The organism is Streptomyces griseus subsp. griseus, assembly GCF_000720255.1.
GTDB classification, from domain to species: domain Bacteria; phylum Actinomycetota; class Actinomycetes; order Streptomycetales; family Streptomycetaceae; genus Streptomyces; species Streptomyces griseus_I.
The window spans coordinates 46,393-60,965 of sequence record NZ_JOJE01000005.1; the positions used below are offsets into that span (position 1 = coordinate 46,393).

A 14,573-nucleotide genomic window follows, 5' to 3' on the forward strand; every position below is an offset into this window, starting at 1 on the left:
CGGTCACTCTCCTTGGACGCCGCGAGTGGGGGTGTCGGCGACGGGGATGCCGAAGTCCGGCGTCCCGTCGGCCTTCCAGCCCAGCCGTTGGATGCGGGTGTGGCGGTTGGGGTCGTTCAGCGGGTCGCCGACGATGTCCTTGTACTGGCGGGCGTGGTAGACGAGGACATCGGTGTGGCCGTCCTCGGCGACGGTGAAGCAGTTGTGGCCGGGGCCGTACTGCTTGGTGGTGTCGTTGCTGGTGAAGACCGGGGTCGGGGACTTGGTCCAGTTCGCGGGGTTCATGAGGTCGGCGTCCGCGTCGACGCTGAGCAGTCCGAGGCAGTAGTTGAAGTCGGTGGCGCTCGCCGAGTACGACATGAACAGACGGCCGTTGCGCTTGATGACCGAGGGCCCCTCGTTGACCTTGAAGCCGATGGTCTCCCAGGGCAACTCCGGTGTGGTGAGCCTGACCTGGGGACCGGTCAGGCTCAGCGGGTCGGCCATCTTCGACAGCCACACCGCGGTGTTGTTGTCCATGCCGGGCTCGTGCTGCGCCCAGGCGAGGTAGCGGGTGCCGCGGTGGGTGAACGTGGTGGCGTCCAGGGAGAAGGTCTCCCAGGCCGTCTTCAGCTGCCCGCGCTCGACCCAGGTGCCCTTGAAGGGGTCGGGGTGGGAGTTCTCCAGGACCCAGATGCGGATCGCCCAGATGTCCTCGGCGGGCGCGGAGGCGAAGTAGACGTACCACTTGCCGTCGATGTGGTGGATCTCGGGCGCCCAGATGTGGGCACCCATGACTCCGGTGGCGTGCTTGCGCCAGATGACGGCCTCGTCGGCGGTCGCGAGCCCGCGCAGGGTGCGGGAGCGGCGCAGGATGATCCGGTCGTACTCCGGGGCGGTGGCCGTGAAGTAGTAACGCCGGTCGGTGTGGCGGTGGATGTGGGGGTCGGCGCGATTGCGGACCAGCGGATTGACGTACGGGGCGGCCGCACCCGCGCCGGCGGGGGAACTCGCGGCCTGCGCCACGGCCGGCATGGCGGTGAGCGCGCCGGCCGCCAGGGCGCCCTTCATCAGCAGTCTTCGGTTCATGTGCACTGCCTCTCGGTGGGGGGACTGCTCGCCGCGAAACGGCGCACAGGGCACAAAAGAAAACAGAAACGTTCGACATATCGCACAAGTTCTGCCATCCCGAACGCCGAAAAGGTAAGGGCGTGTTACGGCCAGGTCAACGGGTCGGGCGAGACAAGAGGGAAAGCGCTGTCTGCGATCCTGTCCGAAGCCGACTTTCTGTTATCGGCCGGAGCCCCGCCGCGTCTCCACGGTGTGCGCAGCCATCTCCACACCACAGCAGCGACCGCCGGTGCCCTCGCGGCGGTCGCCGCCCTCCTGACCACGGCTCCCCCGGCGGCGGCCGCCGGGCCGCGGGACGTCACGGCCGACGTGCTCGCCGACCGGGACGTGACCCTCACCGGCGACACCGTCGTCAGCGTGCCCGCGGGCACGACGACGTACGACGGCGTCCTGCACGGCGAGGGCACGCTGACCGTGCGCGGGAGCGGCACGCTGGTCCTCACCAGGGACAGCGACTTCACCCTGCCGAAGTCCCGGCAGCGGCAGGCGGTGAAAACGCAGGGTGGCAACCACCCCTACACCACCGTCACCAACCCCGACCCGCCGGCGATCACGGTCGAGCGCGGGGCGACCCTCCAGTACGGCACCGGCGGCGGCACCGGTCTGATCGGACACTTCCCGTACAACACGCCCGGCTACCGGCTGAACCAGCTCAACATCCGCGTCGACGGCACCCTGCGGCTCTCGTTGACCCGCACCTTCAACATCGGCACCATCAGCGGCTCCGGTCTGGTCACCCAGCCCCGCGGCATGTGGGGCACCCTCGACCTGGCCGGCACCCACCCCTTCTCCGGTGTCATCGACAACGGCACGGGGATGGCCGTCGGCCGCCCCGAGTACCCGGTCGCCCTGCCGAACGCCCGCGCGATCCTCAACCAGGGGTCCTGGATCATCGACACCCCGCTGTACCAGACGATCACGCTGCGGCAGGACTTCTACCAGCGCGAGTACGGCAGTGACGTGAACGTGCACACCCGGCCCGGCAGCAAGGTGGTGCTCACGGGGCAGTACAGCTACAGCGACCAGGGCGGCGACACGCGTCCGTCGCTCAGCGACCCGGGTCTCAACTGGCGTTCGATTCCTCACCAGTTGAACAAGCGTGGCACCAACATCGAGGGTGCGGACGTGCAGTGGGGCGACGGCACCACGCACCGCATCTTCATGCCGGGAACGGCCGACACCGTGTACATCAATCTGCATGTCGCGAGCGGTCGGCGTTCCCGGCTCACCTTCGACTACGACGGGCCCGTCACCCTCGGCGCGCCGATCGGCGGCGGCAGGTACCACGACACACTGGCCGCGCCCGGTGCCGGGGACGTCGTCATCGCCGGGACCCGCGGCAACGACGTGACCTTCGCGGCGCAGCAGTACTACGACGGGTCGACCACCGTCGAGCAGGGGGCGACACTGCGGCTGGGATCGGCGCAGGGAGACGGCTCGCTGCTGATGGGCGGCACACAGCGGTCGGTCGTGAACGACGGGACGCTCATCGTGCAGAACAAGAAGACCGCGATCTCCCTCTCCCACATCAGCGGCTCCGGCTCCCTCGTCCAGTCCGGCGCCGCGACGACCACCCTGACCGGGAGCGGAGTGTCGTACACCGGGACCACCACCGTCTCCCGGGGCACGCTGGCCCTGCGGGACGGGGCGACCCTCGCGCGGACCAAGGCGATCCGGCTCACCTCGGCGGGCGCGCGACTGGACGCCGGGCGATCCACACTGCTCGTGACCGGCGCGCTCAGCGGCAAGGGCACGGTGAAGGGGACGGTGTCGAACGAGGGCGCGGTCGAGGGCGGGGTCACGGTCACGGGTGACTTCACGCAGCGCGGGAACGGTCGACTCGTCGTGGGCGACAAGCCGTTGAAGGTCGGCGGAGCGGTGCGGCTGGCCGGCGACCTCGACCTGTCCTCCGCCTCCGCCTCGGCCCACGAGATCCGCGTCCTGGACCACGCGGGCTCCGCCAAGACCAACGGGACGTTCGGCGGACTGCGGGAGGGCGCCGAGGTGAAGCTGGCGGACACGGTCTACCGGATCAGCTACAAGGGCGGGGACGGTAACGACGTCGTCCTCACCGCTGCGGCGGCGAGCCCGAAGGCGTCGGCGACGCGCGCCAAGTCGGCCCCGGGGTCGGCGGCGGCGCAGCCCCGCACGGCCAACACGGCTGGCAGCGGGCTGGGTTGGTGGCCCTACGTCCTCGCGGTGGGCCTGCTCATCGGCCTCGTGTTCCCGGCGGCAAGGCGGCGGGGAGGCGGCCGACGCGGAGGGGGACGGCACGCGGCGGGCAACCGGTCACTGTAGGCTCGCCGTCGCTCAACAACTTTGCGTGAACGGGGAATTCATGACTCTGGATGCGGCTCGGGCGATGTCCCGCGTGGTGGGCCGGCGTACCGCCCTGCGCTGTCTCGCCGTCGGCGTCGGTGCCTCTCTGCTCGCCGCGTGCAAGAGCGGCGAGAAGCACAAGGGCGGCGACAAGGCGGCCGGCGGCGGTACGGGCTCGAGCGGCGGCAGTGGAGGCGAAAGCAGCCCCTCCCCCACGTCCGGGGTGACCGGCAGGGCCCTCGCGGCCTTCGTACGCGGCTCCTGGAAGATCACCTCGGAGACGACCGGCGGGGACACCGTCTCGTACTCCGCGCGCGTCGACGACGGGGTCTGGACGCTGGACTTCGGCGGCGGCAAGTCGCAGAAGGGCACCTGGGCGTTCCAGGGCGGCCGGCTGGCGCTGCGCGCCCCCGAGCACCTGAACGGCGGCAGCTCCTCCGATGAACTGGCCGACGCGGCCGCCGCCAACGTACCGGCGACGGTCGGCGACTCGGTGTCCCTGCTACTGCCCTGGCAGCCTCCGGGATTCCCCAGCACCGACTCCGGCCAGCAACTCGACGTGAACTACACCAAGAAGACCGGCGTCCTGCGCATCCGCCACATGGAGGCAAGCGGCATGACCGTCCACACCTGCACCAGGGCATAGCCACCCGCGCCGAGCACCCCCGGCCAACCACGACCGCTGGGAGGCTCCGGGAACCCTAGGAGTGGGGCCAGGGTGCGCGCCTCCGAGGCCCAGTCGGCCAGGAAGGCGAGCACCAGGCCCCGTTCCCGGTACCGGAGTTCGGCGGAGACCGTGCGGGCGCCTCCGTAGTCGAGCTGTTCCTGGCCCGCGCGGGCCAGCATCAGGGCGGTGATCCAGTCGTACTTGACGGCAGAGGCACACACCGCGAGGCGTACGAAGCGTTCGTCGACCTGTCGGCCGCTGTGGCGCAGTCCCTCGACGTAGGCGTCGTAGGCCTTCGCCGCGTACGCGGGGAGGTCGGCGGCAGGGAGGAACAGGTCGAAGACGGAGTCGGGGAGGTGGTTGCCCAGGTCCTCCCCCAGCGCTCCGTCACCGGCGAAGGCCCAGTCGAGCGCTACGGAGTCGGGGCCGTCGGAGCGGACGTTCGCGGGCCACATGTCGAGGTGGCAGAAGGTACGCGGCAGGGCCTCCATGATCTGGAGGAACCACTCGCGGTCGTGGTGGAGGCGGACCATGTCCCGGCGCAGGCCGGGCGCGAAGTGGTCGCGGACCAGGGGCTGTCGCCAGGCCTCGTCGTCGTCGAGGAGTTCCTGCCCGAGGACATTGGTGCCGATGTAGTCGCGCAGGAACCGGCGGCTCAGCCACGGCCGGCCCACCGCTCCGACGGCCCCCTGCGCCGCGCCGAGCCGGCGGGCGTGCTCGACGTGCCGGTCGAGTGCCCACCGTGTCGCGGACTCGCCCGGCACGTCCTCCAGCCACAACGCGACATCCCCGTCGGCCCGGTCGACGCGGGCCAGCAGTCGGGGCGCGCGGACGCCGTACGGCTGCCAGACCTGGGCGAGCCCCGACTCGTAGACGTGGGCCTCTCGCCGCCAGTGGTTCCAGTGCCGCGGGTCGTCCGAGGCCGCCCAGCGCTCGTCGGTCTCCTTGGTACGGGTGAGGATTTTCAGGACGGCGGAGCGGTCCCCGGCGCGGACCCGCCACACCCCCCGCGTGACACCGTTCCGCGGATTGTGGGTGAGCGGCTCGAAGCGGGCCGGTCCACTGAACGGGCCGAGGACGTCCGTGACTTCGGCGTACGCGACATCGGTGTCAGGCAGCATGCCGCAAGGCTAGGGGCTGTCGCTGTCCCACCCGCTGAGATCGTGATCTACGGCATTGAAACGTACGATGGGCATGCTGGTGGCACGGTGGTCGCACCTTCGGTGGGAGGTGGTGCGTGATGACACGGACCGGCGAGCTGAGACTGCATCTGCGGCGCGTCCTGGACGGCTTGTCCCCGGTCGTTTTCCGCGAGCTGACCGATCCGGAGGAACTGGCCCGCTGGTGGGGTCCGGACGGGTTCACCATCCCGAGCGTGGAGAGCGACCTGAGGCCGGGCGGGACCTACCGGATCGCGATGCAGCCCCCGGAGGGTGAGCTGTTCCACCTGGTCGGCGAGTACGTCACGGTCGAGCCCCCGGAACGTCTCTCGTACACCTTCCGCTGGGAGAATCCCGACCCCGACGACCGGGAGACGGTGGTGACGCTGTCCGTTCACGACGTCGACACCGCACGCTCCGAGCTGATCGTCGACCAGGGCGACTTCGCCACGGAGCGGCGGCTGGCCCTCCACGAGGAGGGCTGGAGTCAGGGCCTCGGCAAGCTCGGGGAACTGCTCGCGGCGCCACTGGACTGATCTCGGTCCGTCCGCCCGCGCAGCCACACGTACACCGGGATCCCCGCGAAGAGGAACAGCACGCCCTGGTACACGGCCGCGTATCCGGCGCCCGCGATCAGCCAGAAGGAGAAGGCGAAGGAGAGGGCGGCGACGATCAGGTCGCGCACGAGACCGGCGGGGCGGACGCGCTCACGGGTGCCCTGGGCCAGCCAGTACAGCTGGGCGGCCGCCGACAGGAGGTACGGCACGCAGCCGGTGAACGTGGTGATGAGGACCAGGACCCGGAACGTGGTGTCCGGGCCCGCCGTGTAGTTGAGGCCGATGAGGGCCGTGCCGAGGACCGCGACCGCCCACACGCCGAAGCCGGGCACCCCGCCCTTGTTCACCTTGGCGAAGGGCGCCGGGAAGAGCCCGTCGCGGGCGGCGGCGTACGGCATCTGCGCGGCCAGCAGGATCCAGCCGTTGAGGCAGCCGGTGATGGAGGCGACGGCGACCAGCGCGATCGCCGTGCCGCCCCAGGAGCCGCCGGTGATGGCGTTGACCGCGTCGGCGAAGGGCGCGCCGGAGTCGACCAGCTTGTCGTGCGGGACCAGGCCGAAGACGGCGACCGTACCGAGGATGTAGACGAGGGCGGAGGCCAGCGTGCCGAGGATGCTCGCGCGGCCCACCGTGCGCTCGGGGTCGTCGACCTCGCCCGCGCTGACCGCGGCCGACTCGACACCCAGGAAGCTGTAGAGCAGCAGCGCGGCGGAGGCGGCGAGGGCCCCGGGGACGCTGTCGCCGGTGGCGTTGAACGGGCCGAAGTTGTCGGTGTCGACGAAGAACAGGCCGACGGTGGCGACCAGCAGCAGCGGCACGAACTTGAGCACGGTGGAGACGATCTGGACGGCACCGACCCAGCGGGTGCCCGCGAAGTTCGCGGCGGCCGGCAGCCACAGCGCGGCGAGTGCGACGACCGCCTCCAGGGCGTGGTCGCCGTGCAGGGGTATGAGGACGTCGACGTAGCCGACGACCGCGACGGCGAGCGCGGCGATGCTGACCCAGCACATCGTCCAGTAGGACCACGCCGACAGGAAGCCGGCGAAGGGGCCGAACGCGTCGCGCGGATAGACGTACAGACCGCCCGTGACGGGGCTGCGCCGGGCGAGCTTGCCGAAGAGCAGGGCGAGCAGCACGGCGGCGACCGACAGGACGACGAAGGCGAGCAGGCTGAGCGTGCCGTAGGGGGCGACCGTGGCGGGCAGCGCGAAGATGCCGCCGCCGATGATGTTGCCCATGACGAGGGCGGTGGCGGCGGCGAGGCCGAAGGTGCGGCGACGCGTGGGGGGCGGCTTCGCCTCGGGCTCCGTCGGTTCCGTCGGTTCCGTCGGTTCCGTGGCTTCGGCGGGGCTGGGGACTGTCATGGCTGTTCCTGGCGGTCCGGGGGAGGGTTCTCGGGGGGGAGAGCGTGATCGTAACCCGGCGTCCCATATCGTGGGCGATCTGTTCATGTACTGGACACATCCGGAGGTGGGCGCGGGGTTCGGCTAGCGTCGGGGCATGACCAGCGACATCCCGTCCACGGAAATCCCCGCGGCCTCTCTCGCCGAAGCGCTCGCCGCCGGAACCGTCGTCCTCGACGGCGGCATGTCCAACCAGCTCGAGTCCGCCGGGCACGACCTGAGCGACGCGCTGTGGTCCGCGCGGCTGCTCGCCGAGCAGCCCGAGGCGATCACCGAGGCGCACCTCGCCTACTTCGAGGCCGGTGCGAACGTCGCGATCACCTCCAGCTACCAGGCCACCTTCGAGGGCTTCGCCCGGCGTGGCATCGCCCGTGCGGAGGCGGTCCGGCTGCTCGGGCTGAGCGTGGAGCTGGCCCGTGAGGCGGCCGGGCAGGCGCGGGCCGGGGGCACGGCGCGTCCGATGTGGGTGGCCGCGTCGGTCGGCCCGTACGGGGCGATGCTGGCGGACGGCTCCGAGTACCGGGGCCGCTACGGGCTGAGCGTCGACGAACTGGAGCGCTTCCACCGGCCCCGCATGGAGGTGCTGGCCGCCGCGCGTCCCGATGTGTTCGCCCTGGAGACGGTCCCGGACGCCGACGAGGCCCTGGCACTGCTGCGCGCGGTGCGCGGGCTCGGGGTGCCGGCCTGGCTGTCGTACAGCGTGTCCGGCGACCGCACGCGGGCCGGTCAGCCCCTGGAGGAGGCCTTCGCCCTGGCCGCCGACGCCGACGAGGTGATCGCGGTCGGCGTGAACTGCTGCTCCCCCGAGGACGTCGACGGCGCCGCCGAGACCGCGGCGCGCGTGACCGGCAAGCCGGTGGTCGTCTACCCGAACAGCGGCGAGGCCTGGGACGCCGGGGCCCGCGCCTGGAAGGGCCGCTCCACGTTCACGGCCGACCAGGTCAAGGGCTGGCGGCAGGCCGGCGCACGACTGATCGGCGGCTGCTGCCGAGTGGGCCCGCAGGCGATCGGGGACATCGCGCGGACGCTTGCCCGGACGTCGGCGTAAGAACGGCCACCTGGCCCGATCCACGCCGCTGCCCGTGCCCCGCTGCTAGCCTCCGCTGCGGGAACCGGTCGGCCCGAGGCGGCCGTTGTTCCCACGGGGAGAGGGGCCGGGGGAATGACCAGGAAGCACGAGGACGCGGGGCGCAGCACCATCCGGGACGTCGCCGCCCGCGCGGGCGTGTCCGCGTCGACGGTGTCGCGGGTGCTCGGCGGGGTGTATCCGGTGAGTTCGGCGACCCGTACGCGCGTGATGCGGGCGGTGCGGGAGATGGACTACGTCGCCGACGCGCGCGCCAAGGCGATAGCGGGCGTGGGGACACCGGCGCTCGCGTTCGTCCTGGAGGACATCACCGGTCCGTCGTTCGCGCACATGGCGCACGGCGTGGAGCGGGAGGCGAACCGGCACGGCCATCTGTGCCTGGTGTGCAGCACGGAGGGCGACGTGCGGCACGAACTGGAGTTCGTCGAGATGATGCGGGCCCAGCGGGCCGCCGCCGTGATCCTGGTCGGCGGCACCGCCGACACCCCGGAGTACCGCGAACGCACGCGCCGCATCGCCGAGTCGCTCGCCTCGGTGGGCTCCCGCCTGGTCCTGTGCGGCCGTCCGCCGCTCGGCCCCGGGGTGCCGGTGACGGTCATCGAGTACGACAACGAGGGCGGCGCGTACGCCCTCGTCGCCCATGTCCTGGCCCAGGGCCACCGGCGGATCCTGTTCCTCGGCGGCGAAGCGGAGCACACCACGGCGCAGGGCCGCGAGCGCGGCTATCTCGCCGCCCACCGCGCCCGCGGAGTGGAGCCCGACCCGGCCCTGCTGCTGCACGGCGACTTCACCCGCGACGCGGGTCACCGGCTGATGCGCCACGCCCTGAAGGAGGGGCTGGAGTTCACGGCGGTCGTCGCCGCGACCGACATGGTCGCCGCCGGCGCGCTCACCGCCCTGCACGAGGCGGGCCTGGACGTCCCGGGCGACGTGTCGCTCGCGGGCTACGACGACATCCCGTTCGCCCGTGACCTGCGCCCCGCCCTCACCACGGTCCACGTCCCGTACGAGGAGCTGGGCCGCCTCGCCGTCCGCACGGCACTGGGCAGACGCGCGGACGCCCCGGCGGAGCACCTGTTGCTGGGGACGCATGTGGTGGTGCGGAACTCGGTGGGGGCGGCGGGTGAGGCCGCCGGTGGGTGAGGGGCGTACGGCCGGCGCCGGCCGGAACAGCGCCGGGGCGCCGTGATCGCGAGCCGGCCATCGCCGGCACCCCCGCGAACGGCGTCGCCGGACCGGTCGTCGGCGACGTCACCGTCGAGGCCTGCCCGCGCTGCCCTCATGCGCCTGCCCCGTGCCGACGGCCGCCCTGCCGGATCCACGCTCCTGCCGGGCGGCCGTCGCACCATGACCGTCAACTGTCCGAGCGGAATGCCCCGTGGACCCGCAAGTTGCCCTGGATCGCCACCATGTCCTCGTTGACGTGCATGATCCACGCATCCTCGGTACGGACCGACAGGAGCCGGTTGGCGTTCACCTTCCCCAGGTACAGCGACTCCCCGTGGACGATCAGCCTGAACCGCTCGTGGTCGGTCGTCAGCTTGTCCCTGACCGTCAGGTCGCCCGCGATCACCGCGCCCCCGACCTCCAGGTTGCGCATCGGCCTGAGATCGCCGTTGACGGTGAGGTCACCACCGACGACGACGTTCCCGGCAGCGTTCAGGTCGCCCTCGGCGTCCAGTCGGCCGTGGACGACCAGCCGGGACGGGCCTGCCTGCGTCTCCAGCACGTCGGCGACGGTCAGCCCGCCCTCGACGGTGAGGCGTTCCTTCACCCGGGCCCGACGGGTGACCAGGTCGTTGAGGTCCGCCTCGGCGGCTGCGACGGTCCCCCACTGCCGGCTTCCAGCGCCTTGGAACACGTTCACCCCGTCGGGCGGGAATTCGATCCATCCGGCGCTGCTGTCGCGGCCCTGCACCCACTTGGTGTTCACGCCGTTCAGGTCCGCCTCGTCAGCGGCGACGGTTCCCCACTCCTGCGTCCCGTCCTTGCGTACGTCGATTCCGGATAGCGGGAATTCGATCCATCCCTTGCCGGCGTCGCGTTCCCCCACCCACTTGGTGTTCACACCGTTCGCGCTGACCGTGTCCGCCGTGACGGTCCCCAAGTCGCTCCCCTCGCCATGACCGACCTTGATTCCGTCGGGCTGGAACTCGATCCACCCGGCGCCGTCGGCGCGGCTCCGTACCCACGTCGTGTTCACGACGTCCAGCTCGGCCTTGGCCGCCGTGACGACCCCCGGTGCGCCGGATGGTTCGTGGATCTCCGCTCCCCGCGCGGAGAAGGTGATCCGCCCCCCGTGCGTCGTGCCCTCGGCCCACGGGGTGTGGATTCCGTTGGTGGCGGTGACGCTTTCGAACTCGGGGCTGCGCAGCTGTACGGTGGTGGTGAGGAAGTACCCCGGTTGCTGCCCGGTCCTGGGGGTGGCTACCAGGGTGTAGGTGGCGTCGCGTTTCGGCGTGTTGTCCGCACCCGGTGACCACTGCCAGCCGGACCCCAGTCGCCGCTCGGCGGGCTCCTTGACGCCGTCCGGCCGCTGGATCTCGTACTTCAGCGTGTCGGGTCCGTCCCACAGCAGGACGACGTTCTCGCCCGCTTCCACCAGCGCCACCTCCGGACGGAAGTTGCGCGGCACCCTGGGCGCCTGCTTCAACAGGCTCAGAGTGAGGGGGTGCTCCCGCACATCCCTCTCCCCCTCCGAGATCTCCCTCACCGTCAGCAGGACCAGCCCCGGCTTGCTGGAGACGGGAAAGCCGTCCAGCGACAGGACCATGGCATCGCCCGGAGTGAACAGACCGCCGTTCCGGCCGGCGGACACCGCGAGGACACCGGCCGTGTCGTCCCAGTGCGAGGTCGGATCATCCCCGAACCTCACCGCATACGTCCGCTCGATTCGTGCGTCGATCGTCTTCGGATCGGTGGTGAGATGGCCGTCCTCGTTCCCACAGGGCACTTCCACCTCGATGGAGTGCCAGGGCACCCAGTCCGTGGTCGGGTTGGAGATGACGATGTACACCGCCCCCACGGACTGCTCGTCCGATTCCGACTCGGACACCTGGAGCGGAGCCGGGTCGGTCAGGATTTCGTAGCTCAGAGAAGCCACTGTCGAAAACCCCTGTTTCTGCTGTGCGGGCGCTCGCCCCCCACGGGCGCAGTCCCCGTCGTCCTCCACAGCGCTGTCCCGCCGGACGGCCCAAGAACCCCCATTCGTCATAACCGGCGCGAACCAGACCTGTACTGTCCGAAACAGGGATTACCGACTTTCCGGGTGTGATCGGCGCACGTGATCACTGCCGACGGACGGCGCCGGGGCGCCGGAGTCGCCGTACCACTGACCGCAGTTGCGTACTCCGTGGCGGCGAACCGTCGGCCGGGATCGACGCGGGGATGGGTTCCTCGGCGCTGAGGGCGCGGGTGGCGTCCGCGGCGGCCCACAGCACCAGCTCCGGATCCCGCAGGCCGCGTGCGGTGTACGGGCCGTCCACGGCATCCCGTCCGCCGTCGCCGAAGACCCGTACCGGATGCGAGGCGTCCCAGGGCTCCCAGCCCGGGTCGCCGTCGGTGACGAACCGCACCCAGGCACCGTGCATCGCGTCCGCGAGCTCCTGAGGGGCGCCGTCGCCCGCCAGCCTGGCCGACTCGGGCACCTGCCCGGTGTCGAAGACGAAGCCGAGCTCCAGGGCGTGGCAGGCGCCGAGGTCGGGCAGCAAGGAGGGCCAGACGAACTCGTAGACGTACGAGGAGCCGGGCCGGGCGTCGGCCAGGCGGTGCAGCGGCAGCCGCAGGAGGTGGTCGGTGACCATCTGGCCGACGGTCTCGGCGGTGCCGGCCCGGGGGTGCAGGGTGCGGTAGCCGCGGACCACCTCGTGGCCGCAGTGGCAGCGGGCCATGGCACCGGCCAGGGCGACCGCGCCCAGCCGGTCGACGCGGTCCAGGAGGCCGCCCGGGACCAGCCACAGGCGGTACTCGTCTCGGGTCCACCCCATCATCAGGTCGGCGCCGCGGGCCGCCTCACCGTCGACGAGGGCCTCCAGCGGGTCGCGGGGTACGAGGTCTCCGTCGACCACGATGCCGAAGGCGGGCCCGCCGAGGACCGGGCTGCTGAGGCGTCCGACCTCGGCCTGGGTCCGCAGCAGCAGGTCGCGGTCGACGGCGGCGAAGGCCTCGGCGGTGGCGGGGACCTTCAGCCGGGCCGCCATCCTGCGCACCATGCGCCGTACCTTGTCCCGGTCGCTCGCCTCGGGCGGCCCGCTCTGGAGTACGGCCCGCCGGAACAGGCCCTGGGCCTGCGGGGCGGCGATCAGGGCGCCCACGCTGATGGCGCCGGCCGACTGCCCGCACAGGGTCACCCGGTCGGGGTCGCCGCCGAAGGCCGCGATGGACTCGTGGACCCAGCGCAGTGCGGCGAGCTGGTCGCGCAGTCCGCAGTTGGCGGGGGCGTCCGGGAACAGTCCGTAGCCCTCCACCCCGAGTCGGTAGTTCACCGAGACCAGGACGATGCCGTCGCGGGCGAAGGGGTACCCGTCGTAGATCGGTACGGCCGAGGAACCCCTGGTCAGGGCTCCGCCGTGCAGCCACACCATGACCGGGAGCCGGGCACCGGGGCCCGGCTCCGGTGTCCACACGTTGAGATTGAGACAGTCGTCCCCGGACACCACCGGGTCGGAGAGGTACTGCGCGAAGGCCTCGGAGTACGGCGGCTTCGGGGGCGTCGGCCCGAAGGAGCCCGCGTCCCGCACCCCGTCCCACGGCTCGGGCGGGGCGGGGGGCAGGAAACGGCGAGGGCCGAAGGGCGGGGCGGCGTACGGTATGCCGCGGAACACCGCGACACCGTGTTCGAATCTGCCGCGCACCGCCCCGTGGGGCGTGTCGACCACAGGGTCCGTCAGGTCTGCCGTCATACGCCCACCAGCCCTTCCTCGTGCTCGTGCACCGGTAACACCAGAGCACCGGATCGACGCGTGGTATTCCGGCGCACGAGCCTGTGAGGGGGCTATTTGGCGTACATCAGGGTGCCGAAGCCGAGCTGGTCGTAGCCGCCGCTGTTGGGTCCGTAGTCCCCGCCGCCGCCCTCGGGAGCGACGAGGTCGTAGTACATCTGCGAAATGTACTTGTCGTCCAGGAAGAGGCGTCGGTTGTAGTGGAAGTGGAGCATGGCCCACACGGGACGGAGCTGGCCGCGGGAGTCGGAGGCGATGACCGTGTGCGACTGCTGGGAGCAGGTGGTGCCGGTGCCCCAGGTGTAGGTGGTGTAGGGCACGTCCATGCCCAGGTTGTACTTGGCGACGTACTGGGCGCCCTTCATGAAGCGTCTGCCGTCGTACGAGTACAGGTCGTCGCCCTGGTTCCAGGCCATCTCGCAGATCGCGCCCATCTGGCCCATGCCCATGACGGTGTGGCCCTGGTCGCGGCCGGACTCCTGCCACTGGCCGAGGTCGTAGCCGCCGATGTTCGAGTACAGGAACGGCACCGCGTGCTGGATGGAGCCGTTGCCGGCGCCGGACTTGAAGTACGTGACGGCCTGGTCGTACTTCGCGGCGTTGTCGGTGAGGATCCCGATGGCCATGACCGAGGCCATGTTGCACAGGTCCCAGTTGGCCCAGTAGTTGGTGATGCAGGCGCCGTTGTGGTGGGTCAGGAAGTCGTTGTTCATCGGGTAGAAGACGTTGACCATCATCTTCTGGAACTTGGCCAGGTCGAACCCGGCGTAGCCGCGCATGAGTTCGGCGGCCTGGCAGAACGTCCAGCCGTAGATGCCGGCGGCGAGGAAGCGGTCGGCGTTGCCCTGGATGGACGTGAGCGTGTTCGCCCAGGCGTTGAGGATGCGCACCGCGCAGTCCGCGTTGGCGCTGGTGCCGCCGACCACCCAGCGCAGGGCGTTCTGGTAGGCGGCGGCGATGTCGTTGTAGAGGATGCCGTAGTTCTCGGGGTAGCCCGATCCGCGGTAGACCGTGGCCTGCGGGTTGGGTGTCCAGGTGGACGCCGAGTGGGAGTTGGCGGTCAGCTTGTTCCAGCCGGACAGCCAGGGGTCGTCGCCCGCGGCGACCCTGACCTTGGCGCGGTTGATGTCGCCGGCGTTGTGCAGCATGCCGGGGTGGGTGAAGGTCGCCGGAGCGGCGTCGGCGGTGGTGGCGGTGGCGGTGGCGCCGAGTGCGAGGGCGGCGGTGATGCCGCCGGCGGTCTTCAGCAGACCGCGGCGGCTCACCTCGCCGCTGTGGAGGTGCTCGTGGGGGGAAATGCGGCTCATGCGGTGCGGCTCCAATCACATGG

At 71.2% G+C, this 14,573-nt stretch carries 11 protein-coding genes; 5 read left to right on the plus strand and 6 right to left on the minus strand.

Going from position 1 to position 14,573, the window contains the following annotated elements:
- Positions 1-3: 3 nt before the first annotated feature.
- Positions 4-1,068, minus strand: a complete 1,065-nt coding sequence (locus tag IG99_RS08560; protein ID WP_037671561.1) for a glycoside hydrolase family 43 protein — start codon at positions 1,066-1,068, stop codon at positions 4-6.
- A gap of 234 nt (positions 1,069-1,302) precedes the next feature.
- Here IG99_RS08560 and IG99_RS08565 point away from each other — a divergent pair, with 234 nt between their 5' ends.
- Together IG99_RS08565 and IG99_RS08570 are read left to right on the plus strand one after the other, a co-directional pair.
- A complete protein-coding gene (locus IG99_RS08565) occupies positions 1,303-3,408 on the plus strand; it encodes an autotransporter (protein ID WP_037671563.1) in 2,106 nt (701 codons plus the stop codon).
- Positions 3,409-3,448: 40 nt separating this feature from the next.
- Entirely contained in the window at positions 3,449-4,075 is a 627-nt protein-coding gene (locus tag IG99_RS08570; RefSeq protein ID WP_158973156.1) for a hypothetical protein, read from the plus strand.
- Here IG99_RS08570 and IG99_RS08575 read toward each other — a convergent pair.
- On the minus strand, positions 3,994-5,217 hold the full coding sequence (locus IG99_RS08575) for an aminoglycoside phosphotransferase family protein (RefSeq protein ID WP_234311777.1): 1,224 nt from the start codon (positions 5,215-5,217) through the stop codon (positions 3,994-3,996). The two genes, IG99_RS08570 and IG99_RS08575, sit on opposite strands and share 82 nt — an antisense overlap.
- A 119-nt stretch (positions 5,218-5,336) precedes the next feature.
- Between IG99_RS08575 and IG99_RS08580 the strand changes: the two genes are divergently transcribed.
- Positions 5,337-5,792, plus strand: coding sequence for an SRPBCC family protein (locus IG99_RS08580; protein WP_234311778.1), 456 nt, complete (start codon positions 5,337-5,339; stop codon positions 5,790-5,792).
- On the opposite strand, the gene IG99_RS08585 is transcribed toward IG99_RS08580, so the two are convergent.
- The gene (locus tag IG99_RS08585; RefSeq protein WP_037671568.1) at positions 5,744-7,177 is read right to left on the minus strand and encodes an amino acid permease; all 1,434 of its coding nucleotides are present in this window, start codon (positions 7,175-7,177) and stop codon (positions 5,744-5,746) included. The genes IG99_RS08580 and IG99_RS08585 overlap by 49 nt on opposite strands.
- 136 nt (positions 7,178-7,313) lie before the next feature.
- On the opposite strand from IG99_RS08585, the gene mmuM reads away from it, so the two are divergent.
- Both mmuM and IG99_RS08595 read left to right on the plus strand, forming a co-directional pair.
- A complete protein-coding gene (gene mmuM, locus IG99_RS08590; protein WP_037671570.1) occupies positions 7,314-8,264 on the plus strand; it encodes a homocysteine S-methyltransferase in 951 nt (316 codons plus the stop codon).
- A gap of 114 nt (positions 8,265-8,378) precedes the next feature.
- Positions 8,379-9,446 (plus strand): LacI family DNA-binding transcriptional regulator, encoded by a 1,068-nt coding sequence (locus tag IG99_RS08595; RefSeq protein ID WP_037671572.1) that lies wholly within the window; start codon positions 8,379-8,381, stop codon positions 9,444-9,446.
- 211 nt (positions 9,447-9,657) lie between these two features.
- On the opposite strand, the gene IG99_RS08600 is transcribed toward IG99_RS08595, so the two are convergent.
- The 3 genes from IG99_RS08600 to IG99_RS08610 all read right to left on the minus strand — a co-directional run bounded on the left by IG99_RS08600 (position 9,658) and on the right by IG99_RS08610 (position 14,550).
- On the minus strand, positions 9,658-11,406 hold the full coding sequence (locus IG99_RS08600) for a bactofilin family protein (protein WP_037671573.1): 1,749 nt from the start codon (positions 11,404-11,406) through the stop codon (positions 9,658-9,660).
- Between the two features lie 184 nt (positions 11,407-11,590).
- The gene (locus IG99_RS08605) at positions 11,591-13,204 is read right to left on the minus strand and encodes a carboxylesterase/lipase family protein (RefSeq protein WP_037671574.1); all 1,614 of its coding nucleotides are present in this window, start codon (positions 13,202-13,204) and stop codon (positions 11,591-11,593) included.
- Between the two features lie 92 nt (positions 13,205-13,296).
- A complete protein-coding gene (locus tag IG99_RS08610; RefSeq protein ID WP_037671575.1) occupies positions 13,297-14,550 on the minus strand; it encodes an alginate lyase family protein in 1,254 nt (417 codons plus the stop codon).
- Between the last annotated feature and the right edge of the window lie 23 nt (positions 14,551-14,573).